This is a genomic window from Cryobacterium gelidum (assembly GCF_004403985.1).
Classification (GTDB): Bacteria; Actinomycetota; Actinomycetes; order Actinomycetales; family Microbacteriaceae; genus Cryobacterium; species Cryobacterium gelidum.
Genome location: NZ_SOHL01000008.1, coordinates 1 through 23,057, shown reverse-complemented (window position 1 = coordinate 23,057; position 23,057 = coordinate 1). Strand labels below are relative to the sequence as shown.

General features: G+C 66.2%; 21 protein-coding genes. 9 read left to right on the top strand and 12 right to left on the bottom strand.

Annotation, left to right across the window (positions count from 1 at the left end; translation table 11 throughout):
* Positions 1 to 5: 5 nt before the first annotated feature.
* Entirely contained in the window at positions 6 to 485 is a 480-nt protein-coding gene (gene bcp / locus E3T50_RS04295) for a thioredoxin-dependent thiol peroxidase (RefSeq protein ID WP_134550754.1), read from the top strand.
* 46 nt (positions 486 to 531) lie between these two features.
* Here the strand turns inward: bcp and E3T50_RS04290 are convergent, their stop codons facing one another.
* Positions 532 to 987 (bottom strand): hypothetical protein, encoded by a 456-nt coding sequence (locus E3T50_RS04290; protein WP_134550753.1) that lies wholly within the window; start codon positions 985 to 987, stop codon positions 532 to 534.
* Positions 988 to 1,180: 193 nt separating this feature from the next.
* Between E3T50_RS04290 and E3T50_RS04285 the strand changes: the two genes are divergently transcribed.
* The gene (locus E3T50_RS04285) at positions 1,181 to 1,429 is read left to right on the top strand and encodes a WhiB family transcriptional regulator (RefSeq protein ID WP_035837005.1); all 249 of its coding nucleotides are present in this window, start codon (positions 1,181 to 1,183) and stop codon (positions 1,427 to 1,429) included.
* A 187-nt stretch (positions 1,430 to 1,616) separates the two neighbouring features.
* Here the strand turns inward: E3T50_RS04285 and E3T50_RS04280 are convergent, their stop codons facing one another.
* From E3T50_RS04280 to E3T50_RS04265, 4 genes are all read right to left on the bottom strand, one after another.
* Positions 1,617 to 3,110, bottom strand: coding sequence for a sensor histidine kinase (locus tag E3T50_RS04280; protein WP_134464452.1), 1,494 nt, complete (start codon positions 3,108 to 3,110; stop codon positions 1,617 to 1,619).
* Positions 3,111 to 3,138: 28 nt separating this feature from the next.
* A complete protein-coding gene (locus E3T50_RS04275) occupies positions 3,139 to 4,389 on the bottom strand; it encodes a CpaE/TadZ family protein (RefSeq protein ID WP_134550752.1) in 1,251 nt (416 codons plus the stop codon).
* Entirely contained in the window at positions 4,389 to 5,027 is a 639-nt protein-coding gene (locus E3T50_RS04270; RefSeq protein WP_134550751.1) for a hypothetical protein, read from the bottom strand. The genes E3T50_RS04275 and E3T50_RS04270 overlap by 1 nt, the downstream gene beginning before the upstream one ends.
* 75 nt (positions 5,028 to 5,102) lie before the next feature.
* Entirely contained in the window at positions 5,103 to 5,741 is a 639-nt protein-coding gene (locus tag E3T50_RS04265) for a hypothetical protein (RefSeq protein ID WP_206751310.1), read from the bottom strand.
* A 93-nt stretch (positions 5,742 to 5,834) separates the two neighbouring features.
* Between E3T50_RS04265 and E3T50_RS04260 the strand changes: the two genes are divergently transcribed.
* On the top strand, positions 5,835 to 6,263 hold the full coding sequence (locus tag E3T50_RS04260) for an Rv3235 family protein (protein WP_134550749.1): 429 nt from the start codon (positions 5,835 to 5,837) through the stop codon (positions 6,261 to 6,263).
* A 72-nt stretch (positions 6,264 to 6,335) separates the two neighbouring features.
* Here the strand turns inward: E3T50_RS04260 and secA are convergent, their stop codons facing one another.
* The 6 genes from secA to mtrA all read right to left on the bottom strand — a co-directional run bounded on the left by secA (position 6,336) and on the right by mtrA (position 15,063).
* Positions 6,336 to 9,143 (bottom strand): preprotein translocase subunit SecA, encoded by a 2,808-nt coding sequence (gene secA, locus E3T50_RS04255; RefSeq protein WP_134550748.1) that lies wholly within the window; start codon positions 9,141 to 9,143, stop codon positions 6,336 to 6,338.
* Between the two features lie 137 nt (positions 9,144 to 9,280).
* A complete protein-coding gene (gene hpf, locus E3T50_RS04250) occupies positions 9,281 to 9,985 on the bottom strand; it encodes a ribosome hibernation-promoting factor, HPF/YfiA family (protein WP_134550747.1) in 705 nt (234 codons plus the stop codon).
* A gap of 86 nt (positions 9,986 to 10,071) precedes the next feature.
* On the bottom strand, positions 10,072 to 10,818 hold the full coding sequence (locus E3T50_RS04245) for a ComF family protein (protein WP_134550746.1): 747 nt from the start codon (positions 10,816 to 10,818) through the stop codon (positions 10,072 to 10,074).
* 153 nt (positions 10,819 to 10,971) lie between these two features.
* Positions 10,972 to 12,696, bottom strand: coding sequence for an LpqB family beta-propeller domain-containing protein (locus E3T50_RS04240; RefSeq protein ID WP_134550745.1), 1,725 nt, complete (start codon positions 12,694 to 12,696; stop codon positions 10,972 to 10,974).
* The gene (mtrB, locus tag E3T50_RS04235; protein WP_134550744.1) at positions 12,689 to 14,359 is read right to left on the bottom strand and encodes an MtrAB system histidine kinase MtrB; all 1,671 of its coding nucleotides are present in this window, start codon (positions 14,357 to 14,359) and stop codon (positions 12,689 to 12,691) included. The genes E3T50_RS04240 and mtrB overlap by 8 nt, the downstream gene beginning before the upstream one ends.
* A gap of 23 nt (positions 14,360 to 14,382) precedes the next feature.
* Positions 14,383 to 15,063, bottom strand: coding sequence for an MtrAB system response regulator MtrA (gene mtrA / locus E3T50_RS04230; protein ID WP_134464472.1), 681 nt, complete (start codon positions 15,061 to 15,063; stop codon positions 14,383 to 14,385).
* A 151-nt stretch (positions 15,064 to 15,214) separates the two neighbouring features.
* On the opposite strand from mtrA, the gene E3T50_RS04225 reads away from it, so the two are divergent.
* Genes E3T50_RS04225 through E3T50_RS04205 form a run of 5 tightly spaced genes read left to right on the top strand, consistent with a single transcriptional unit; the run spans position 15,215 to position 20,754 of the window.
* The gene (locus E3T50_RS04225) at positions 15,215 to 16,369 is read left to right on the top strand and encodes a hypothetical protein (RefSeq protein WP_206751309.1); all 1,155 of its coding nucleotides are present in this window, start codon (positions 15,215 to 15,217) and stop codon (positions 16,367 to 16,369) included.
* A 41-nt stretch (positions 16,370 to 16,410) separates the two neighbouring features.
* Positions 16,411 to 17,085 (top strand): DUF4129 domain-containing protein, encoded by a 675-nt coding sequence (locus E3T50_RS04220; RefSeq protein WP_166784200.1) that lies wholly within the window; start codon positions 16,411 to 16,413, stop codon positions 17,083 to 17,085.
* The gene (locus E3T50_RS04215; protein WP_134550741.1) at positions 17,082 to 18,422 is read left to right on the top strand and encodes a DUF4350 domain-containing protein; all 1,341 of its coding nucleotides are present in this window, start codon (positions 17,082 to 17,084) and stop codon (positions 18,420 to 18,422) included. Before E3T50_RS04220 ends, E3T50_RS04215 begins: the two co-directional genes overlap by 4 nt.
* Positions 18,419 to 19,444, top strand: coding sequence for an AAA family ATPase (locus E3T50_RS04210; protein ID WP_134464478.1), 1,026 nt, complete (start codon positions 18,419 to 18,421; stop codon positions 19,442 to 19,444). The genes E3T50_RS04215 and E3T50_RS04210 overlap by 4 nt, the downstream gene beginning before the upstream one ends.
* A 2-nt stretch (positions 19,445 to 19,446) precedes the next feature.
* Positions 19,447 to 20,754 (top strand): DUF58 domain-containing protein, encoded by a 1,308-nt coding sequence (locus tag E3T50_RS04205; RefSeq protein ID WP_134550740.1) that lies wholly within the window; start codon positions 19,447 to 19,449, stop codon positions 20,752 to 20,754.
* Between the two features lie 13 nt (positions 20,755 to 20,767).
* Here the strand turns inward: E3T50_RS04205 and E3T50_RS04200 are convergent, their stop codons facing one another.
* Positions 20,768 to 21,763, bottom strand: a complete 996-nt coding sequence (locus E3T50_RS04200; protein ID WP_134550739.1) for a stage II sporulation protein M — start codon at positions 21,761 to 21,763, stop codon at positions 20,768 to 20,770.
* A gap of 17 nt (positions 21,764 to 21,780) precedes the next feature.
* Here E3T50_RS04200 and E3T50_RS04195 point away from each other — a divergent pair, with 17 nt between their 5' ends.
* Positions 21,781 to 22,647 carry an RDD family protein gene (locus tag E3T50_RS04195; RefSeq protein ID WP_134550738.1) on the top strand — a complete coding sequence of 289 codons (867 nt, stop codon included), beginning with the start codon at positions 21,781 to 21,783 and terminating at the stop codon, positions 22,645 to 22,647.
* Positions 22,648 to 23,057 lie beyond the last annotated feature (410 nt).

Sequence of the window (23,057 nt, the reverse complement as noted above, 5' to 3'; positions counted from 1 at the left end):
GAAGCATGACAGCTTCAGCGCGCCTTGCAGTCGGCGACACGGCCCCCCAGTTCACCCTGACCGACCAGGATGGGGCATCCGTTTCGTTGGCCGATTTTGCCGGCAGCAAGGTCGTCGTGTATTTCTACCCGGCCGCGATGAGCCCCGGTTGCACGACCCAGGCCTGTGACTTCCGGGACAACCTCGGCTCGCTCAAATCGGCCGGTTACCAGGTGCTTGGCTTGTCGAAAGATACTCCGGCCAAGCTCAAGAAGTTCCAGGAGAACGACGCTGTCAACTTTCCGCTGCTCAGCGACACCGACCTTGACGTGCACCGCGCCTACGGTGCCTACGGCGAGAAGAACCTGTATGGAAAGATCGTGACCGGCGTGCTCCGGTCGACGTTTGTCCTCGACGAAGCGGGAATCATCACCCACGCCCTGTACAACGTCAAGGCCACCGGTCACGTCGCGAGTCTGCGCAAGAAGCTCGGCCTCGATTCCTGAGCTCCGCCTGTCCCTGCTGCGGTGACCCGCGCCCGTACGGGACCGGTCAGTCGCCGTCGGGTTCGGGTTCGGGTTCGTGGCTGGTCGCGGCGATCACGCGTGGGTTGAAGACCAGCACGAGCACGATGATCGACGGCAGCAGCAGGGCCCAACCGACATCAGGCCGGGCGTCAATGCCCTGAAAACTGCCGATGGCGATCATGACCTGCACGAGCTGCCAGGTGACCGCGGCGCCGCGGATCCACGGACGCCTGCGTAACGCACCGACAGTGATCGCGCTGACCCAGACGGCAGCGACCACGAGGAGGGCTAACAGGGCCAGCGATGCACCGACCGAGTTCGGGGTGGCGATGAGCAGTTCGAGCACCCACCAGGCACTGAAGGCCCACAGGGCGAGCGCTTCCAGGCCGAGGAAAGCAATCAACACCCCCAACAGGGGGGCGCGGCGAAGCGCCCGGAGATCAATCCAGGCTGGGCGCCCCGCTCCAGAGCCGCTGTTCACAGCGAAAAGCCATACAAAACTATTGATTTGATACCTCTATTATGGGACGATATTTGAGGCCCGGTTGACGCTCACAGGGACGTGAGCTGTTTCAACGCGGTTATCGCGCAGATTCCACCTTCCTGCAACCGGCCGTCACCCCTGCAACTCTGGCCAATCGGCCGTGCACCCATGTAACAAAAGGAGCATCCCTATGGACTGGCGCGATAAAGCTGCCTGCCTCACCGCCGACCCGGAACTTTTCTTTCCGGTCGGCAACACTGGACCCGCCGTGGACCAGATCGAAAAGGCAAAGTCGGTGTGCGCCCGATGCAACGTCACCGAGGTGTGCCTGCAATACGCACTCGAGACCGGTCAGGACTCGGGAGTCTGGGGCGGTCTGAGCGAAGACGAGCGCCGCGCGCTCAAACGTCGCGCCGCACGCGCCCGACGCGCCTCCTAGCGAGCCGCACAACATAAAACGCGAGCCTATGGCCATCCGGTAATCCGGGAGGCCGTGGGCTTGTTTTTTTATGCCCGCCAGCCGCAGTGCGCGGGCGCACAGCGCACCATCCGCTCCCGGTCCGGGTGTGACGCACTGACCCCGGCAGCTACCTACCGTGCGGGCTCAAAACGTACGAGCGGCGAGTTCAGCCTTCCTCCACGAAGCGCAGGGGAATCTCGATCGTCACCTCGGTGCCGCTGCCCATCATGGTGTGCCAGTCGATCGTGCCACCGAGCTCACCCTGAATGAGCGTGCGCACAATCTGCGTTCCGAGGCCCGACCCGACCTTGCCCTCCGGCAGTCCGGCCCCGGTGTCGCGCACCACGACGGTGAGGGTCTCGTCGCTGCGCTGGGCATCGATCGATACCTCACCCTCTCGTCCGGCGAGGCCGTGTTCCACCGCGTTGGTGACGAGCTCGGTCAGCACGAGCGCGAGCGGCGTGGCGTAGGCGCTCGGCAGGGTTCCAAAACTTCCGCGTGATTTGGGGTGCACAATCGTGTTGTGCGAGGATGCGACCTCCACCGTGAGCAGGAGCACGCGTTCGAACACGGCGTCGAAGTCGACGATCTGGCTGAGCCCCTCCGACAGGGTGTCGTGCACGACGGCGATGGCCGCGACCCGACGCATCGCCTGGGTCAGTGCCTCCCGCGCTCGGTCGGACTGGGTCCGCCGCGCCTGGATGCGCAGCAGCGACGCGACGGTCTGTAGATTATTTTTCACCCGGTGGTGAATTTCCCGGATGGTGGCATCCTTGGTGATCAGCTCACGTTCTTGGTGGCGCAGTTCGGTGACGTCCCGCGACAGGATGATCGCACCAACCCGTTCGCCGCGATTGCGAATGGGAATCGCGCGCAACGACACCGTCACGCCGCGCGCCTCGATGTCGGTACGCCACGGCGCCCGCCCGGTGACCACGAGCGGCAGCGACTCGTCGACGACGGCAGCTCCGGTGAGCAGGCCCGTGGTGACCTCGGCGAGGGACTCCCCCTCGAGCTCCTCGGCGAAGCCCATGCGATTGAACGCGGAGAGCGCGTTCGGGCTGGCGAAGGTGGTCAGACCGTCGACGTCGAGTCTCAACAGCCCGTCCGACGCGCGCGGTGCGCCGCGACGCGGCCCGGTCGGGGCTCCGAGGTCGGGAAAATCGCCAGACGCGATCATGGCGAACAGGTCATTGGCGCAGTCGCCGAAGGTCAGTTCCTGGCGGCTGGGTGTGCGCGTCTCACTCAGGTTGGTGTGGCGGGTGAGCACCGCCACCGGGGCATCCGTCACCGCGGAACCGGTTGTACTCAGTCTCCGCAGCACCGGGATCGCGCGCACCCGGGTGGGAGTCTCCTCGTACCAGTCGGGCGCGGTGGTGTCGACGATCTTGGCGGTCTCGAAGGCTTCGGTGACCTGGTTGCGCCACTCCACTTTGATGTGCTGGCCGACGAAGTCGCGGTAGAACAGGGTGGCGGCACTGGACGGGCGCGAGTGCGCGACGGCGACGAAGCTACCAGAGTTCGTCGGAACCCACACCACAATGTCGGCGAAGGCGAGGTCGGCGAGCAGCTGACCATCCGCGACAAGCATGTGCAGCCAGTCCACGTCTTCCGCGCTGCTGCGGCCCTGGGCAAGTACGAGATCACTGAGCGTCGACACTCTCCATAGCCTAGGTGTATCTCCGGCCTTATGCCGCCGGAGCTGCCTTGCGGCCGCGCCGCGGCATCCGCTTGGATTCTTCGGCTGCAGCGACGATAAGGTCGTCGAGCACAAAACGACGGATACTCAGACGAGCCGGAGACTTCGGGCTCGCGTCCCGCAGCGTGCGACCGGTCAACACCGCCGCATCGAGTGCGCCCTGGTCGCACGGCACCAGAATAGGCGACTCGATGCCGCCGAAGCGTAACAGCATGGCCGCTACCTGCCCGCGTGGATTCAAACCGACAGCGCTCGCCCGCACCTGATTCATGACGACGCTGACCGCACTACCCGCGATAACGTCGGCGAGGTCGCTCCACGCGCGCAAAAACCGGGCCATGCCGACCGGGTCGGCGAGCCCGCAGGCGACGACATGGTCGGCCGCCCGCAAGGCCGTGATGGTGGCAGCATTGCGGCGCGGCGCCAGTATGTCACTGGTCAGTTCTTCGTCGCTTTCCAGACTGAACCCGGTGTCAATCACCACATAATCCACCCAGTGCCGCAACGCATCGATGGTGCGGGTGACGCGCTCGGTCGATAATTCCGGCCAGCGCGACGGCCGGCCAAGGCCGGTGAGCACCCAGAAGGCACCCTTGGGCGAGTTGTAGCGTTGCGCGATGCGCTCGAGCTCCGACTGGTTCAAACTGTCGCTGCCGGCCAGCCGGCACGCCGCGGCAAACCCGGGAGCCTCATCGAGCATGCCGAGACTCGGGGCGATCGACGCGCTGTAGGTGTCGACGTCGGCCAACACCACGGTGTGGCCAGCGGCGGCGATTTCCGCCGCGATGTTGATGGCCAGCGTGGTGCGCCCCGGAGCGCCGGACGGCCCCCATACCGCGATCACCGAACCGGTGTTGAGCGCGCCGCCAGTGAAGTGCCGCTCCCCTACGCGCAAGGGAACGACGACGCCCGACACGAGCAGGTCTTCGATCTCCGACCAGTCGCAGGGGATAGCGACTGTTTCGTAGAGGCCGAGCGTGCCGGCGTGCCGGCGTTCCTGTTCCGTCGCGGTGAGGGCGACCACCCGGATGCCGCGTTCGTCGCACGCTGCGATCAGCTGACCGGTCAGGGATTCCCTCCGGCCACTGACCACGACGACGTGGGGCTGCCCGTGCGACAGCGTCTCGAGAAATTCCCGCGCGGTATCGACGCGCGTGACCAGACTGTGCCCACAATCGATGATGTCCGCCAGCATGCGTTGCTCGGTCGCCCGGTCCAGCACGAGGGCGAGTTTGGCCATTACGGCCCCACCGGAGTGTTCACGGGCACGATCGCGAGGGCATCACCGTTCATGATCGCTTCGAGAACCGCACCCACTTTGGTCTTCGGCACGAGCACCTCGACGGATTGACCGTTGTCGGCGGCGATGATGCCGGTCGGTTCGACGATGCGTACGACGGATGCCTGCCCCACCAGGACCGTCGGCGGCGCGTATTCGCTCGGCCCGGTCGCCCGCGCCGACCAGATGTCGACGACGGACCCGGCCACGATGGACGCAGCCAGTCGACCGGGAACGTCGACGACGACACTCGTCGCATCGCTTCCCGAGGACGCCGCGACCGCCGACCGAGCGACGAGTTCGCCGGCCAGAATCGTCTGGGTGACCAGCAGGCCACGCTTCAGGTTGGAAGCCGGCACGAGGTACAGCTCAGCGGTAACGCCGAGTTGCACGCGGGTCTCGATGAGGTCGGTTGAGCGCAGTTGGTCGCCGACGGTGAGCGTGTGCCGCGCAGTGTAGACCGCCGTGGTTTGATCGCTCCCGACGACAATCGCCCCGACTCCCGCTATCGACGCGACGACAAGCACCAAGCCGATGACGAAGCGGGGGTCAACCCAGAATCGGCGGCGTGTTGTGCGGGTGGGACCGGCTTTTTTCATGCCTTACCTCGCTTGTCTGAATTGGTGGCCTCTATCGTGGCCGACTGCGGCTCATCGCGGAAAAGTTATCCACAGTTATCTGAGCCGAATGGCATGGATCTGCCAGAGCGGTACGAGACGGTAGTGCAGAACTTCCGATGCGCGGCGCAGCGTTCCAAGGGGATGCACCGCCAGATCCAGGTGGTCACGCGCTACCCGGTCGATGGTGCCGACCAGGACACCGCCACGGGTGTCGAGATCCACGGTGCGCCGTCGGCGGCATAGGTCGCGCAGTACAAAGGGAAAGCCGACGCGTTCGATCAGCTTCCCGGTGGCGTCGGACTCGACGGCGAGGGAAATCAGACTCTGCTCCTCGGTGAGCAACACGCCGGCGATGGCCGACAGCGGAATCACGCACTGCACCCGACCGTTCTGCGTATCGAGCAGATCGGCCGCGAGCCAGTCGCGGCCGAGCGTCGTCGGGCGTAACGCGAGGGTCTCTCCGGACACCAGCACAACGCGCAGTCGCAGCGAGTCGCCGAGCGCGGCCGAGCGCGCCACGTTGCTCAAGCGCGTGCGCAGGGAGAGCTTTTCCAGGCGCTGGCGCTCCTCGTGCAGGCGCAGGTCAGCGGCCTCCGAATGCAGCTCGCGTTCGAGTTGCCCTTCGAGGTCATCAAACAGATCGTCCCAGCGCACACGTCGAAAGTAGCCGACGCAGAGCATTCCCGCTCGCATTGTGCACAGGCTCTATAAGCGCTCGACAGCTTAGAGACAAAGCTGCTTAGGTATTGCGCCACAGAAGATGCACGTTCGAGCTATGGAGGAACGATGACGCCATCCGGTACCGGCCAATCCCCCGCCCACCAGGGTCGCCACGACGGGCAGCAGATAAGTTCGCAACCGACGCGCATCTCGCACCGGCCCGAGGCGGAGCCGGTGCTGCGGGCCCTCGCCATCCGGGCCGTCGAGGTCATCGCCGGGGCACGAGACCTGGAGCAGCTCGCGCGCTGGGTCACCGACGACGTCTATGCCCACCTGCGTTTTCGCGCATCCATCGCGGCCCGGGCGCGAGCCATCACGGGCGTGGCCGCCGAACGTCCGAGACTCTGGATCGACCACGTGACGACCTGGCCGACCGATACCGGTGGATTCAACGCCGTCATCCTGGTCTACGACAAACGACGGGCGCACGTCGTCTCGTTGCAGCTGGAGGGTTTGGATCAGCGCTGGCAGGCCACCGTCATCGTCGTCATGTGAGGTTCAGGCCCTGAAACGCCGGGACGCCTCGCGAAGCGCCGCAGAGCCCGACCAGCCAACGGATGCCCGACGCTAGGTGGTCTTCTTACCCTGGGAACGACGCTCGGCCCGGTTCACCGGAGCGTCACCTGCGGTTTTCTGCCCGAACGCTCCGCGCCCGGCCGGGCCGCCTGCGTCGGCTGACTCGTCGTCGCTCGCTGTGACCGTGGTCGAGCGTCGTGCCCGGTCGGTGGCAGCCTGCTGAATCTGGCCGCGCTGGTTGCGCACCTCGACTCCGCCGGAATCGCTCGGGGCAGTGTAGCTCCGCTTCTCCTCGGCGGCGTCGGCCGGGGTGAGCCCCTTGGCCGCGACGACCGGTCCGGCGACGGCACCGGTACCGGCCGTCACCTCGACGTCGAGGTTGAACAGGAATCCAACGGTCTCCTCGCGAATCTGACCCATCATTTGCTGGAACATCGCGAAACCCTCGCGCTGGTACTCCACCAACGGGTCACGCTGGGCCATGGCGCGCAGCCCGATGCCGTCTTTCAGATAGTCCATCTCATAGAGGTGGTCGCGCCAGCGGCGGTCGATCACCGAAAGCACCACGCGGCGTTCCAGTTCGCGCATTGCCGGCGCCCCGAGAGACTCTTCCCGACGGGAGTAGGCGAGCTTGGCGTCGGAGAGGATCTCTCGGCGCATAAAGTCGCGGTTGATCCTGCCCTTGTCGCCGGCCTCCGACACGACCTCGTCGATGGTCAGTCCCACCGGATAGAGGGTCTTGAGCTCGGTCCACATCGCGTCGAAGTCCCAGTCGTCGCCGTTGCCATCGCCGGCGTGCACGCCGAGCACCTCGTCGATGACGTTGGTGAGGAAGGTTTGGGTGCGCTCGTGCAGGTCGTCGCCCTCGAGGATGTGGCGGCGGTCGCCGTAGATGGCTTCGCGCTGACGGTTGAGAACGTCATCGTACTTGAGCACGTTCTTGCGGATCTCGGCGTTTCGGCCCTCGACCTGCGACTGGGCGCTGCGAATGGCGCGGCTGACGACCTTGGATTCGATCGCCATATCGTCGGGCACGCCCTGGCGGCCCATGAGGGCCTCCGCGGCGCCGGCGTTGAACAGGCGCATGAGGTCGTCGGTGAGTGAGAGGTAGAACCGGCTCTCGCCCGGGTCGCCCTGTCGTCCGCTGCGTCCGCGCAGCTGGTTGTCGATGCGGCGTGACTCGTGCCGTTCGGTGCCGAGCACGTAGAGTCCTCCAGCGGCGATGACCTTCTCGGCCTCTTCGGAGACGTCGGCCTTCACCGCCGTGAACACGTCGTCCCAGGCGATTTCGTATTCGTCGGGGGTTTCGATCGGGCTGAGGCCCTTCGCGTTCATCTGCGCAACGGCGAGGAATTCGGCGTTGCCGCCGAGCATCACGTCGGTACCACGACCGGCCATGTTGGTGGCGACGGTCACCGAACCGAGTCGGCCGGCCTGCGCGACGATTGCGGCCTCTCTGGCGTGGTTCTTGGCGTTGAGCACCTCGTGACGCACGCCCTTCTTGGCGAGCAGACGTGACAGGTATTCGCTTTTCTCGACGCTCGTCGTGCCCACCAGAACGGGCTGGCCGGCCTCGTGTCGCAGGGCAATGTCTTCGACGACCTGGCGGAACTTGGACTCTTCGTTCTTGTAGATCAGGTCGGACTGGTCGATGCGCTGCATCGGCTTGTTGGTGGGAATCGGCACCACACCGAGCTTGTAGGTGCTCATGAACTCGGCAGCCTCGGTCTCGGCCGTTCCGGTCATACCGGAGATCTTCGAGTACAGGCGGAAGTAGTTCTGCAGGGTGACGGTGGCCAGGGTCTGGTTTTCGGCTTTGACGGCGACACCTTCCTTGGCCTCGATCGCCTGGTGGATACCCTCGTTGTAGCGGCGTCCCATCAGGATACGGCCGGTGTGCTCGTCGACGATGAGCACCTCGCCGTTCATGACGACGTAGTCCTTGTCCTTCTTGAACAGGGCGTTGGCCTTGATGGCGTTGTTCAGAAAGGAGATGAGCGGCGTGTTGGCCGATTCGTAGAGGTTGTCGATGCCGAGATAGTCCTCGACCTTTTCGATGCCGGGTTCGAGGACACCGATGGTGCGCTTCTTCTCGTCGACTTCGAAGTCTTCGTCGGCGACGAGGCGCTTGGCCAAACTCGCGAACTCGTTGAACCAGCGGTTCGCTTCCCCCGAGGCCGGTCCGGAGATGATCAGCGGCGTGCGGGCCTCGTCGATGAGGATCGAGTCGACCTCGTCGACGATAGCGAAGTAGTGGCCGCGCTGCACCATGTCGCTGGACTGCCAGGCCATGTTGTCACGCAGGTAGTCGAAACCGAACTCGTTGTTGGTGCCGTAGGTAATGTCGGCCGCATACATTTCGCGACGCTGCGCCGGAGTCTGACCGGAGACGATGCATCCGGTCGTCATTCCGAGGGCGCGGAAGACACGACCCATGAGCTCACTCTGGTAGCTCGCGAGGTAGTCGTTGACGGTGATGACGTGCACGCCTCGGCTGCTGATCGCGTTGAGGTAAGCGGCAGTGGTGGCGACGAGAGTCTTGCCCTCGCCGGTCTTCATCTCGGCGATGTTGCCGAGGTGCAGGGCTGCGCCACCCATGAGCTGCACGTCGAAGTGACGCAGGCCGAGGGTGCGGGTGCTGGCCTCGCGCACGGCCGCGAAGGCCTCGGGCAGCAGATCATCGAGCGATTCGCCGTTGGAGTACCGTTCCCGCAGGGTGACCGTCTCGTTCTTCAACTCGTCGTCGGTGAGCTCGCGGAAGTCTTCTTCCAGCGCGTTGATGGCTTTCGCGTAGTTTTCCAGGCGGCGCAGGACGCGGCCTTCACCAACACGAAGAACCTTTTCAAGAATTGACGCCACGAATGTACTCCACTAGTCAAACGGTGCATGCCTGCGCTGCGGCTATCCAATCGGACCACCGCAGCGCACGCTTGCGCCTCTCGTCTGGCAGATGCCAGAGCACCGACCTGGTCGGCGGCTAAGGCAATGCTAGTTGGTCAGTTGGCACGCCCGCTGGCAACGGGCACAGCCTCCTGCAGCTCAGAGACCGAACCATCGAGTTCGATGACTCCGTAATCCCACCCCTTGCGGCGGTAGACCACACTTGGACGCTTGGTTTCGATGTCCTGGAATAGGTAGAAGTCGTGACCGACGAGCTCCATGAAATAGAGGGCATCGTCAACGGACATGGGGGCCGCCGCGAATACTTTGCGACGGATGACGACGGGGCAGTAGTCTTCCTCGGCGGAGGCTTCGGGGGCATCCGCTTGCACAATGGGGATCGCGCCGGTGCGCACCCGTTCGAGAGTTTCGGCGTCGGCCGGTGTGATGTCGATGACGCTGAAGCCGACAGCGGACGCCTCGTGCAGCGAGGTAGGACGGTGGGCGCCGCCGCGATGCACCTTCTTGCGGTCTTTGGCACGGCGAACCCGCTCGAGCAGACGACCGAGGGCCACATCGAAGGCGGCGTATTTGTCGGAACCGTCTGCTTCGGCCCTCACCAGCGGGCCCTTGCCGATCAGGGTGAGTTCGACCCGATCGTTGCCAGCGGCAGCACCGTTTTTCTCGTGGTGGCGGCTGACCTTGATCTCGAGCGCAAGGGCCTTCTCGGCGAGGAGGGCGATTTTCTCAGCCTTCTCCGTCGCGTAATCCCGGAAGCGATCCGTGATCCCAAGGTTGCGTCCGACGATGTTAGTTTCCATGACGACCTCCAATTTGGCGGACCGCCCCAAAACCGGGCGGTCATTTCGCGCCTTTGTCTCCACCGTAGCCGTGGGAGTCAGATATGTCACAGTATTTGTCGATCAGTTTGCCCAGGGGGCCACGGCTGGGGCTGCCGCCGCCGCGTTTCCGCCAGTACCGCCAGGCCGACGACGGTGCCGCCCGCTGCGAACACGGCGCGCCGCGCCTCGAGCAGGGTCGCTCCGGTGGTCACAATGTCGTCGACGAGGATCAGCCGCCTTCCATCGAGCGACCGTGTCGCTACGAGGCTGTGATCTTTGTTCGCGGCCCGCGCCGCCCGGCCCAGGCCGACCTGGTCGAGGGTCTCCTGGCGCTGTGCCAATACCGGGAACGGATGCAGGCCGGCACGGTGCAGCAGGGCATCGACCGGGTGGTAGCCGCGCACCCGCCAGGCCCGGGTGGACGAGGGGATGGTTACCAGCTGAATTCCGGTGCTGCTGGCGCGGCGGGGCGCGGCCTCACTCCATCGGGTAGCGCCGGGAACGGCAGCGAGCGCGGCCACGATGGCCGCTCGCAGCGGTGCGGCGAGCGTGGCGGCGGCATCTGTTCGCCCACCGTCCTTGTAGGCGGCGATCACGTGGCGGGCTACCCCCTCGTAGGTGAGCGCAGCCCAAATACGCGCGTCGTCGCGGGTGACCGGGTGCACGGCGGGCAGCAGCGCCCGTCGGCAGCTCGCGCACAGCGCGCGGTCGACGACTCCGCAGCCGCTGCACTCGGTGGGCAGTACGGTAGCCCAGGCATCCCAGGCATCCCGGGCCGCGCGGGTCAAACAGTCACGCAGCCGTCGGCTCATGGCGTCAGTGTGCCGCCGACTGCCGGTCGGTGCTGCCCGGCTTGGCTGGCGGTGGAGAACCGGGACGCGACTACTTCTGGGGAGAAGATGTCGGGTTGGCCGGCGCGCTGCCGACCGCTGGGCGGGCACCGGCCGGTGCTCGTGCGAGCCGGTTTAGCCGCCGATGCCCTGCTGGGTGGCAAGCAGGGTCACGCCGTCGATGCGGGCCTGCCAGCCCGCTCCGCGTTGCACCTCGAGGTTGCCGGTGTCGGTGAGGGCGCGCAGGTCGCGCACCGAGTTACTGCCGACGATGAATCGGCTGCTCGCGGGTGATTCCAGAACGGAGCTGACGCCGCCGATCTGTTGCGCGACGATGCGTGTCTCGCCACTGGGCAGGGCGCTCAGCGACGCGACGGTCAATTCATCGATCCAGGTCGCGTCGAGGCCGGTTCCGCCGCCGCCGGACGCCAACAGCACCGGCGCGCCGATTCCGGTCGGCGCTGCGCCCATGCGAGTAATTGAGGCGACGACGAATCGAGTTTCGGTGCCGGTGCCAAGCAGTGCGATTATTCGAGCCCCGTCGCGGGAGATTTTCAGGGCCGTGATCGAGGTGGCTTCTGGCCACGGCGTCGTCAGCACGGTAGCCTCCCCTGCTGGGCTATAGACGACCAGTGCGCTCGGATCGTTTGCCGGCACCGACCACACGAAGCGGTCGTTGTCGATGGACGGCGCGAGCAAGCCCGCGCGCGAATCAAGCAGTTTCGGTTCGTCACCGGCTCGTACGACGTAGACGCCGTCGTTCGCGAGCACGGCAGCCACACCCTGACCCGACGCGAGCGTCACTGCGCTCGGGTCGAGCTGGGCAATCGTGTCGGACAAACCGTCGAGCACGGTGATATTCTGCCCGGTCGCGGCAAGGAAACCGAACTCCGCACCGCGCAGCACGAGCGCCCGGGCGTCGACGCGCGGATGGACGAGCGGGGCCCCAGCCTCCAGATCATCGATGGCCTGAGAGTTTTGGTCGATGGTGATCTCCACCGACAGGCCGGCCGGCAGGCTCGCTGCCAGCTGCGCTTTCATGCGTTGGAGGGCCTGCCGGTCGGCGTTGAGCGCTTCGCTGTTCAGGTCGACCATGGCCCGACGCCGAACCACCTGCACGGCATCGGCCGTGAGTGCGGAGCCTTCCGGGAATGCGGTGGCCACCGCGCCGTCCAACCAGGCACTCGGTCCGTTCAAAACGGCGTTGACGAGTTTGGTGGGAGCGGATGCACCGCGCGGAAACCAACGCAGGTCTGGAACCAGAAACCGAAAGCCTGGGTCGTAGAAGTAGACCGGCTGGGCGCTGAACACGTCATTGAACGTGTTCTCGTCGATGACAGTGCCGTTCGGGGCCGCGCTGATGCGCCACTGGCCGCCGATCTGCTGAAATTCGTAGCGCAGCGGCACCGGGCTAGCGTCGACCTCACGATATTCCCCGGACTGGTCCACCTCGGCGAGCGGTGTGACGGCCACGAGCGTGGCGCTGTCCTCGATGACGGTCAGGGTGCGCCCGGAGCCGTTGTCGACGGTGACCCCCACGGTGGGATCCCAACTGCTGCGAAAGGCCGGGGTCAGGAATTGGCGGGCGATGTCGTAATTGTTCTCGGGACTCGAGGAAGCATCGATGAAACCGCGCAGGATGGATTCCGTCGACGCGTCCTTTTGCGGCAGCGCCGGCAGAAAAACCGGGGCTGGATTGTCGTCGGGCGCAATATCGTTGCCGGCGTGCACCACACCGTCGCGCGGAATTCCGGTGCAGGCGCCCAGACCGACGGCGAGACTGATGGCCACCAGCAGCGCCGGAAGGACGCGCGCCGAGCCGTGGCCTCGTAACGTGTGGAAACGTGCTGGACTAGTCATGCGGTCCTCCGCTCATTCCCGGCACATGCCCGGCCTCGCCGATGGCCGCGGCGTCGTCGGGCGGCAGCGGGATCGGCGACGATTCGAGCCGGCCCCGCGTCGTGCGCGGCAGGGTCAACCGAAAACAGGAACCCGCGCCCGGACTCGACCAGACCTGCAGCCAGCCGTTGTGCGCGCTCGCGTCTTCGCGGGCGATGGCCAGCCCGAGCCCGGTGCCGCCAATCGTGCGCTGACGAGACGGATCCGCCCGCCAGAACCGGTCGAAGACATGCGCGACCTCGCCCTGGCTCATGCCCAGCCCGTAGTCGCGCACGGCGAGCGCAACCGCACTCGCGTCGCTGTCGACCGACACCACGACGGGTTTGCCCTCACCGTGCTCGATCGCGTTGCCGATGAGGTTGTGCAGCACCCGGCGGATACGCCGCGGATCGACGTCGGCGTTCAGATACCCTCCCGGCGCCACCAGTCGCAGGTCGCTGCCCTTGGATTCGGCGAGGGAGCGCAGACTGTCGATGGCATCTTCGGCGAGATGGACCAGGTTGGTCGGCTCGCTTTCCAGTTCCACCGACCCGGCGTCGTAGCGGCTGATTTCGAGCAGGTCGCTCAGCAGCAGCTCAAACCGCTCGACCTGGGTGTGCAGCAGCTCGGCGGTGCGGCCGGTAGCCGGGGGGAAACTCGCCCGCTGGTCGTAGAGCACATCCCCGGCCAGGCGGATGGTCGTCAGCGGCGTGCGCAGTTCGTGCGAGACATCCGACACGAAGCGTTGCTGCACCTCAGAGAGGTCGGCGAGTTCACGAATCTGGCTCTGCAGGCTGTCGGCCATACCGTTGAAGGAGCGGGCGAGGGTGGCGATGACGTCTTCGCCCTTCTCGGGGATGCGCACAGCGAGGTCACCGGAGGCGAGTTTCTGGCTCGTTTCGGCGGCTACCCGCAGCGGTGTGACGACGAAACGCACGACAATCCACGACACAACCCCGATCAGCAGAACGAGGGTGACACCGGCCACCCCGAGTGTCTGCTGCACGAAGAGCAGTGTCGCTTCGGCATCCTGCAGGCTGTAGGCGATGTACAGCTCGTAACGGCCGGCCACCGGAACCGCGATCTGCGACCCGACAACTATTCCCGGCATGCTCTCGGCCTCGTTGCCGGTCAGGGTAACCGACTGCCAAAACTGGTCGCCGTCGTTGGCCTGCACCTCGGTGCGCAGGTCGGCGCCGATCACCCCGGTGGATTGCCCGAACGTCGACGAATCGAGCGGCGCGACGGTCGACGGATCCTGGCCTGGCACCCGCAGCACGGCGACCAGCCGGCTCGATGAGGTTGCGGAGATCGAGGTGCGCGCCGAGCTGAGTAGGTTTTGCACCTGCACCCGGTCGGTGGCATCGGAGGAGTCAAGCAGGCTCTGCGCGGCACTGGTCGCACGGTCCGATTCGAACAGCACCTGGCTCAGCCGAGATTGAAACAAGTCGTTGCCGATGCTGACCGACATGTACACGCCGACGACGAGAATCGCCAGTCCGGAGAGGGCGACCGAAACGGTTATCGTGCGAAATTGCAGGGAAGAACGCCAGGAGGCGCGCACCAGCCTCGGCCAAGTGCGCGGCCTGCTCCAATATGTCAGCTGCGGCACGGTGCCCTGAACCGTTCCTGCGGGTCTCGCCATGCCCTCATGCTGGTCCTGGGTCTCTAGCTGACCGTGCCGGCACGGTAGCCGACGCCGCGCACCGTCATGACGATCTTGGGATTGTCGGGATCGTGCTCAACCTTGGCGCGCAGCCGCTGCACGTGTACATTCACGAGTCGGGTGTCGGCCTTGTAGTGGTAACCCCAGACCTGTTCCAGCAACATTTCACGGGTGAAGACCTGCTGGGGTTTCGAGGCGAGGGCCAACAGCAGGTCGAACTCGAGCGGGGTGAGGTTGATCGCGGCCGTTCCGCGGGTGACTTCGTGGCCGACCGCGTTCACCACGAGGTCACCGACGTGGAGGGTGAGCGCGCCGTCCGCGGCAGGCGGGCGCAGACGGGTGCGAATGCGAGCGACGAGTTCCTTGGGATTGAACGGCTTCACCATGTAGTCGTCGGCACCAGACTCGAGGCCCTTGACCACGTCGGTGGTGTCAGACCGCGCAGTCAGCATGATGATCGGTACGCCGGATTCGGCGCGGATCAGTCGGCATACCTCGATGCCGTCGAGGCCGGGCAACATGAGGTCGAGCAGGACCAGGTCGGGCTTCTCGTCGCGAAACGTCTCGAGGGCGAGCGATCCGTCGGCGCAGAACCCCGGGTTGAAGCCCTCCCCTTGCAAAACGATGCCGATCATCTCGGACAGGGCGGTATCGTCATCGATAACCAAAATGCGTGCGGTCATAGTTCTCTTTCCAAAACACAGTCGTCGTGTGTTCCGATTGTGCGCGGGACAGATTGCCCGATGAGTAGGGCAAAGTCTGGCATAAGCGTAGCCGAGCGCGCTGACAGAGTGCCTGCGAGCGCATTTCTTGATCGACCTGTGCCAGCATGGAATGGTGACCGACCCCTGGCAAGCCCCCGATGCTTCCGTTCCACTACCCGGCGGGGAGTTTTCGGCGCCCGTCTCGCCGTACCAGAATGCACCGCACCACAGCGGTGACGCCGGCCGGGGGTGGGCACCTCCGCCCAAACCGGGGCTGATTCCACTGCGACCGATCGGGTTCGGCACGCTGCTCGGTGCGTCGTTCCAGGTGTTGCGCCGCAATCCGAAGGCCACCTTCGGCAGCGGCCTCATCGTGCAGGCGGTGATCATGCTCGTCACCGTCGTCATTATGGGACTCGTGACTCTCTGGGCTCTCGACCGCATCGATAGCGCCCCGTTCGACCAGCGCGATGCCGTCACCGCCGGATCAGTGCTGGCGGGCGCTCTGTCGGCGATCGTTCCGATCGCGCTGTCCGTCATCGCGTCCGCGCTGCTGCAGGCCGTCATTGTGGTCGAGGTGGCCCGCGCCACCCTGGGCGAGAAACTGCGCCTCGGCACCCTGTGGCGCCGGGCGGCGACCCGCCTCTGGCCACTGACCCTGTGGACCCTGCTGCTGACCGTCGCCCTGCTGCTCGGCGTGGCCGTGATCGCCGGTGTCGTCGTACTGCTGGTGAGCGTCGGCGATGTCGCCGGTATCGTCGCCGGTGTGCTGGTCGGCGTCTTCGGCGGTCTGCTGCTCGCGGCAGCGAGCGCATTCCTGTATACCAAAACCAGCGCGGTGCCGAGCCTGATCGTGCTGGAGAAACTGGGCGTGCGGGCATCCGTTATTCGGTCGTGGTCGCTGACCCGCGGCTATTTCTGGCGCACCCTGGGAGTGCTGCTGCTGGTCGGCCTGATCGTGCAGGTGATCAGCCAGATCGTCACCCTACCCGTCTCGTTGCTGTTCGGAGTGGGTACGATGCTGGTCGACCCGACCGGCGCATTGGCCGAGCAATCGTCGATTCTCAGCGTGATCCTCAGCCTCATCATCGCCATTCCGGTGGCGGCGGTCGCAGCCGTCGTGCAGTCGGCAGCCGTCGCGCTCGTCTACCTCGACCTGCGCATGCGCAAGGAGGGCCTTGATCTTGAACTGGCCCGCTTCGTCGAATCGGCCGCGCAGGGCGGCGACGTGCCCGACCCGTATCTGCTGCCGGCCGTTTCCGGTACCGGGCGCCAAGCGGCATGACAACAATGGGCCTAGCGCAGCTTGGATCGTCGGTTGGGTCTGTGGTTGACCGGATCGCCGCCGGCGCGCCGGGCGATGTGCCGGTGATTCCCGACGCTCCTGACGCTCGGCAGTGGCTGCGCGAAGAACTCGCCAAGGCTCCCTACGAAGCGGCCAGGCCGACCTGGTTCGACCGGGCGTCACAGGGCTTTCTCGATTGGTTGAACGCGCTGACCATCGGCGGCGACGGCGGTTTGCAGGGCTGGCTGCCGGTTGTCGCGATCATTCTGGTGATTGCAGGGCTCGTGACGGGCTGGCTGCTGTTCGGCGCTCCCAAACTGGCCAGGCGACGCCGGTTTACCGACGGCCTGTTCGGCACGATCGACCAGCGCAGCAGCGCGGCGATGCGCTCAGCGGCCAACGCAGCGGCCAACGGCGGCGACTGGAGTCTGGCCTGCCAGGAAATTTTTCGCGCCCTGGCCCGCGGGCTCGCCGAGCGCACGGTGCTCTCGGTCACTCCGGGCACAACCGCACACGATTTCGCCGCGCGGGCCCGGCTCGCGTTTCCGTCGAATGGCCCGGCCCTGGCCCTGGCGGCAGACATCTTCGACCGGGTGCGCTACCTCGAACAAGACGGAACCGAGCTCGAGTACCGCGCCCTCGCCACGCTTGAAGCTGAGATGCGTGCGGCGGCGCCGGTCGCGCTCACCCCGTTGGCCGAGGCGGGCCGGTCATGAGCAGGCCACGACTCGAGTCGCAGACGGTCATCGCTGCCCGCAACGGCCGCACTAGCGGCGAGGTAGGCGGCGTTGCCGCAGCGCGCGATCCGATCGTGACGACCGTGGCGACGCCGACCCTGCGCGCCCTGCTGCGCCGCTTTTCGTTCTGGGTGGTTGCCGCTATCAGCATCGTGGCGGTCGCGAGTGTCGCCGTGTTCCTGTCCGGCGCCAATAACGCGGCTGGTCGGGCGCTGGCCGGGGACAACGCGGCTCCGGCCGGCTCGATGGCACTCGTGGAGGTGCTGCGTCAGCAGGGCGTCGCGGTGACGTTGGCCGACTCTCTTGCCGAGGTGCGCGACGCGATCGGGAGCGATTCGACCGTGCTGCTCTATGACGAGAACGGCTACCTCGACGGTGATCAGCTGACCGAGCTGACCGCGCTCGCCGCGCGCACCGTCGTCGTCGCACCCGATTTTCTGACCCTTCAGGCGGTGGCGGCGACCGTGGGCTTCGGCGGCGTGTCAAAAATGGAGTCACTGACAGCCGGCTGCTCGGTGCCAGCCGCGATCCGAGCCGAAGAGCTACTGCCGGGCGGGGATACCCTGTCACTTCCGAACCGGGATGGGCATCCGCTGATCACTGGGTGTTTTGCCAGCGGCGCCGACACCTACTCGCTGGTTCAGGTATCGAACGACACGACCGGCGGCATCGTCACCCTCGTGCCCGACGCCCGCGTATTCAACAACGAGAACGTGGCCGGCTACGGCAATGCGGCGCTCGCCCTCGGGCTGCTCGGGCCGAGCGACTCGCTGGTCTGGTATTTGCCAACCCTGGCCGATCTTCCCCGCACAGGACCTCCCTCGCTCGCCGAGCTGACACCGGGCTGGGTCAGCCCCGCACTCGTGTTGCTCGTATTCGCCGCCGCCGCCGCCGCCTTCTGGCGCGGACGGCGATTTGGGCCGCTCGTAGCCGAGAACCTGCCGGTCACGGTGAAGGCGAGCGAGACCATGGAGGGTCGCGCCCGACTCTATGCGCGGAGCAACGCCCGGCTGCGGGCACTCGATGCCCTGCGCGTCGGTGCCGTGCAACGCCTCGCCCGTACCGTCGGTCTGGGGCGTCTCGCGCATTTGGAAGACGTCATCGGTTCGGTCGCCCTGATCACCGGCCGTGCGCCGGATGAGGTACGGCGGGTGCTGGTCGATGCGTTCCCCCGCTCCGACGCGCAGCTGATGGCGTTCTCTGAGGACCTACAAGCCCTCGAACAGGCGACCAGTCAGGCCGTGCGGGCCGGGGCTGTGCCGGCATCCGCTACTCATGAATTTGTATCTCCACCGGCCGAAAGAATGGACCCATGACGACTCCCACCACTCCCAGCACTCCCATCGATGCCGTTCTTGGGGACGCCGAATTCTTTAGCGCAGAGGATGCCGCCGAGCTGCGCGCGGCGCTCAACCGGGTGCGCACCGAGGTCGGCAAGGCCGTCGTCGGTCAGGACGGCGCGGTGACCGGATTGATCATCGCACTGCTCGCCCGCGGTCACGTGCTGCTCGAGGGCGTGCCGGGCGTCGCCAAGACGCTGCTCGTGCGCACTCTCAGCCACGCGCTGAGCCTCGACACCAAGCGTATTCAGTTCACGCCCGACCTGATGCCGGGCGATGTGACCGGCTCGCTCATCTACGACGCTCGAGCGGGTGAGTTTGAGTTTCGGCAGGGTCCGGTGTTCACCAACATCATGCTCGCCGACGAGATCAACCGCACACCGCCAAAGACGCAGTCGGCGTTGCTCGAGGCCATGGAGGAGCGGCAGGTCAGCGTCGACGGCGAGTCGTTGAAACTGCCGGAGCCGTTCATCGTGGCCGCGACCATGAACCCGATCGAATACGAAGGCACGTACACCCTGCCGGAGGCGCAGCTCGACCGGTTCCTGCTCAAGCTCGTACTCGATGTGCCCGCCCGTACCGATGAGATCGAGGTGCTGCGTCGCCACGCGGCGGGATTCAACCCACGCGACCTGGCCGGAGCCGGCGTGAACGCGGTGCTCGGCGCTGCCGAACTCGCCGCGGCCCAGACGGCCGTCTCGCGGGTCGGGTCCAGCGCGGATGTGCTCGCCTACATCGTCGACCTGGCGCGCGCCACGCGCACGAGCCCCTCGGTCAAGCTCGGCGTCAGCCCCCGCGGAACGACCGCGCTGCTCGCCGCCACGAAGGCATGGGCCTGGCTGAACGGCTACAACTCGATCACGCCCGATCACGTGCAAGCGATGGCACTGCCGGTCTGGCGACACCGCGTGCAGCTGCGCCCCGAAGCCGAACTCGAGGGTGTCTCGGTCGATGCCATTCTGCGCGGCGTTTTGCAGCAGGTTCAGGTTCCGATCTAACGATGACGCTCAGCGGACGGTTCGTTCTTCTCGTCGCTCTCGGCGTCGTGCCCATCGTGCTGTTCGGACCCGACCTCACAGCGGCCGCCGGCGTGCTCGCGCTCTGGCTGCTGTTCGTGCTTCTGCTCGGCGGCATCGACCTTGCGCTCGCGGCATCGCCACGCGCCGTCACGGTGGAGCGGATGCTGCCGACCCGCGTTCGACTCGGCGAATCGGTCACGAGCGAGTTATTCCTGACCAACACCGGGCACCGGCGTCTGGTTGCCGTGGTCCGGGATGCCTGGCAGCCGTCTGCGGGTGCCGGCCTGGGTCGCAGCCGGGTCGTGATCCCGCGCGGGGAACGACGGCTCGTCTCCCTCACCCTCACGCCGTTTCGTCGTGGGGAACGCCGGGTCGAACACGTGACGGTGCGCACGCGTGGACCGCTGGGTCTGTGGAACCGTCAGGCCACGCTCAATGCGCCGGGGCGCATTCGGGTCTTGCCGCCGTTTCACGCTCGGAAGCACTTGCCGTCGAGAATTGCTCGGCTCAAGGAATTGGACGGGCGCACGAGCGTGATGGTGCGCGGCCAGGGCACCGAGTTCGACTCGCTGCGCGAGTATGTGCGCGGTGACGATGTGCGCTCGATCGATTGGCGGGCCACGGCCAAGCGCAACGACGTGACGGTGCGCACCTGGCGGCCGGAGCGCGATCGCCGCGTCGTCATCGTGCTCGACACCGGGCGCACGTCGGCGGCACGGGTGAACAACGAGCCTCGGCTGGACACAGCATTCGAGGCCGCCCTGTTGCTCGCGGCCCTCACCTCGGTCGCCGGCGACCGGGTGGACTTTCTCGCCTTTGACCGCCGCGTGCGCGGCCGCGTGCAGGGCGCCACTGGCGCGGCGTTGCTTGCGCAGCTCGTCGATTCCATGGCCATGATCGACCCGGAACTCATCGAGATGGACTGGGCGGCAGTTCCCGGCCAGGTGCGTTCTGTCACGAGCCAGCACGCCCTGATCGTGCTGCTCACCTCGATCGACGCTGCCGGGGCATCGACGGGGCTGCTGTCGGTTCTGCCCCAGCTCACGAAACGGCACACGGTCGTCGTGGCGTCCGTGCTCGACCCGGCCACCGTCGAGGCGGCCGCTACCCGCGGCGGACGTGACGAGATCTACCGGGCCGCCGCCGCGGAACGGGCCCTGCTGGACGTGGCCCGAGTGTCGGCCGCCATCCGTCAGCTGGGAGCGGATGTGGTCACCGCCTCCCCCGCGCTGCTTCCGCCGGGCCTGGCCGACCGGTACATCGCGTTGAAGGCCGCCGGCCGGCTCTGAACGAGGCGGCGTGTCAGGCGGCGTAGATGCGCGTGCTGCCGGCCTCGAACTCGCCGAGGTCGCCGGTTTCACCGGCCCGGCTCGCGCGGCCGCCGAGCCCGATCATGTAGGTCAGGAATGCGCCGAGCGCGATGGCTCCAATGCCGATCTTGATTGGCCACGGCCAGGGTTGCGACGTGACAAAGCCTTCGATGATGCCCGATACCAGCAGCACGAAGACGAGGCCGATGGCCACCGTGAACAGCGCCCGGCCGTCTTCAGCCAGTGCCTGCCCGCGCGTGCGTGCGCCGGGGGCGATCCAGGCCCAGAAGATGAGCAGCCCGCCGGCCGCAGCGACGAAGATCGCGGTGAGCTCCAGCAACCCGTGCGGAGCGATGTAGAGAAAGAACACGTCGCCCTTGTCGTAGGCGAACATGATCGCAGCGGTGGTACCGAGACTCATGGCATTTTGCAGAATGATGAAGGGCACATAGACGCCGACGATGCCGAAGGCGATGCACTGCGCCGCGATCCAGGCGTTGTTGGTCCAGACGAAACCAGTGAAGGAGGCCGCCGGGTTCGCAGAGTAGTAGCCGACGAAGTCCTCGTTGGCCAACTGGGCGAGTTGGGCATCCGTTCCAAGATTGGCCAGCACGCGCGGATCGTTGTATGCCCACACAGCGTAGAGCCCGGCGACGACGAAGGTGACCACGGCTACCGCGAGGGTGAGCCAGCGCAGCCGGTAGAGGGCGGCCGGCAGCTGGGCGACGAAAAACCTCGGAATCTGCACGAACACATTCGCGCTCACCCCGGTGAACCGAAGCCGGGCGCGGGACAGGCCGACCGACAGGCGGTCACCCTCCAGCGTCGATCCGGCAGTGGATTTGATCGCCGAGAGCTGGGTGGCTCCGGCCTGATAGCGCTCGATGAGTTCATCGGACTGGGCACCACTCAGACGCCGCCGGGCGCCGAGCTCGGTCAGGCGGTCCCAGTCGGCGCGATGCGCGGCCGTATATGCGTCTAGATCCATCTGGTTCAATAGTAGACATGAAGGAGACCGCGCGTCCCACCGATCGCGCCGCCACGAACGACGACGAACTGCGCCCGGGCGACGAGCTCATCACCGGCGAGGCGGTCGCGCTCGACGTGCGGCCGACCAGCATCATTCTGCGCGCTGCCGGTTCGATCATCGACACGGTCTCCTATTTCATCTTGTATCTGCTCATTCTTCTGGCGTTCTTTTCGACCCTGGCGGGCGACATCGATTCGGCGCTCACCCAGGCGGTGTCGATTACCGGTTTCGTCTTCTCCCTGCTGATCGTGCCGGTGCTGGTCGAGACGCTCACGCACGGCCGGTCTCTCGGCAAGTTGGCCATCGGCGCGCGCATTGTGCGTGACGACGGTGGAGCAATTTCGCTGCGCCACGCCTTCATTCGCGCCCTGACCGGCGTGCTCGAGGTCATCATGACCCTCGGCGGCTTGGCCGCAACCACGGCCCTGCTCAACAACCGCTCCAAACGTCTGGGCGATCTGCTTGCCGGCACCTACAGCCAGCACGAACGCGTGCAGCGCAACCGCGAAGTTGCGCGGCCACTGCCCGAGGCATTACTGCCGTGGTCGCAGACCGTTGATATCGCTCGGCTGCCCGACCGGCTGGCGCGTCGCGTCGCCCAGTTCCTGCGGCAGTCCGCGCACCTGACGCCGTTCACCCGCGAACGGCTGGCTCAGACCCTGGCCGCAGAGGTCTCCCCCTTCGTCTCCCCGCTGCCCGACGTTCCGGCCGAGTTCTTTCTGGTCGGAGTCGCGGCCGTGCGCCGCGAACGTGAGTGCACCGCTCTCCTGCTCGAGCGTGAGCGCCTTGCTCGCCTCGCTCCGGTCCTGACCGGGCTTCCCCACGGTTTCCCCGACCGCTGATCAAACAGCAAGGCCCTGCAGTGAGTGCGTGGCCTAACAGCTTGCCGGCGCGCAGACCGGATACCCCAAGCGGTGCAGTGCGAACAGATGCCCGGATACAGGCGACCACACGTACGCAAGCGGATGCTGCGCCCGCCGCGACAGACGCGTGGGCGGGATCCTGGCTCCGCCACGTACGCCGACCCTCGGCTTCACACACGCCAGCCCGTGACTTCCGTCACGTAGTGGGTGGTGGGTTGTGTGTGGGGGTGTGACCGTGTCGGGGTGTTGTGGTGGGCTCCGCGCGTGGCAGGCATCGTGACAGCGGGTTAACGCGAAAAGGCCACCCTCGGGTGGCCGTTAACGCAGGAAAGCCACCCCGTGAGGGATGGCTTTCCTGGTGTTTCTTGTATTACTGGTGTTTCTAAGTT

What these genes read in the sequence shown, in the direction of transcription:
- E3T50_RS04210 (WP_134464478.1), top strand. Translation starts at nt 18,419, where the DNA reads ATGACGACTCCCACCACTCCCAGCACTCCCATCGATGCCGTTCTTGGG.
- E3T50_RS04195 (WP_134550738.1), top strand. Translation starts at nt 21,781, where the DNA reads ATGAAGGAGACCGCGCGTCCCACCGATCGCGCCGCCACGAACGACGAC.
- E3T50_RS04205 (WP_134550740.1), top strand. Translation starts at nt 19,447, where the DNA reads ATGACGCTCAGCGGACGGTTCGTTCTTCTCGTCGCTCTCGGCGTCGTG.
- E3T50_RS04275 (WP_134550752.1), bottom strand. Translation starts at nt 4,389, where the DNA reads ATGGCCAAACTCGCCCTCGTGCTGGACCGGGCGACCGAGCAACGCATG.
- bcp (WP_134550754.1), top strand. Translation starts at nt 6, where the DNA reads ATGACAGCTTCAGCGCGCCTTGCAGTCGGCGACACGGCCCCCCAGTTC.
- E3T50_RS04245 (WP_134550746.1), bottom strand. Translation starts at nt 10,818, where the DNA reads ATGAGCCGACGGCTGCGTGACTGTTTGACCCGCGCGGCCCGGGATGCC.
- hpf (WP_134550747.1), bottom strand. Translation starts at nt 9,985, where the DNA reads ATGGAAACTAACATCGTCGGACGCAACCTTGGGATCACGGATCGCTTC.
- E3T50_RS04215 (WP_134550741.1), top strand. Translation starts at nt 17,082, where the DNA reads ATGAGCAGGCCACGACTCGAGTCGCAGACGGTCATCGCTGCCCGCAAC.
- mtrB (WP_134550744.1), bottom strand. Translation starts at nt 14,359, where the DNA reads ATGGCGAGACCCGCAGGAACGGTTCAGGGCACCGTGCCGCAGCTGACA.
- E3T50_RS04285 (WP_035837005.1), top strand. Translation starts at nt 1,181, where the DNA reads ATGGACTGGCGCGATAAAGCTGCCTGCCTCACCGCCGACCCGGAACTT.
- mtrA (WP_134464472.1), bottom strand. Translation starts at nt 15,063, where the DNA reads ATGACCGCACGCATTTTGGTTATCGATGACGATACCGCCCTGTCCGAG.
- E3T50_RS04265 (WP_206751310.1), bottom strand. Translation starts at nt 5,741, where the DNA reads ATGCGAGCGGGAATGCTCTGCGTCGGCTACTTTCGACGTGTGCGCTGG.
- E3T50_RS04260 (WP_134550749.1), top strand. Translation starts at nt 5,835, where the DNA reads ATGACGCCATCCGGTACCGGCCAATCCCCCGCCCACCAGGGTCGCCAC.
- E3T50_RS04200 (WP_134550739.1), bottom strand. Translation starts at nt 21,763, where the DNA reads ATGGATCTAGACGCATATACGGCCGCGCATCGCGCCGACTGGGACCGC.
- E3T50_RS04225 (WP_206751309.1), top strand. Translation starts at nt 15,215, where the DNA reads ATGGTGACCGACCCCTGGCAAGCCCCCGATGCTTCCGTTCCACTACCC.
- E3T50_RS04240 (WP_134550745.1), bottom strand. Translation starts at nt 12,696, where the DNA reads ATGACTAGTCCAGCACGTTTCCACACGTTACGAGGCCACGGCTCGGCG.
- E3T50_RS04270 (WP_134550751.1), bottom strand. Translation starts at nt 5,027, where the DNA reads ATGAAAAAAGCCGGTCCCACCCGCACAACACGCCGCCGATTCTGGGTT.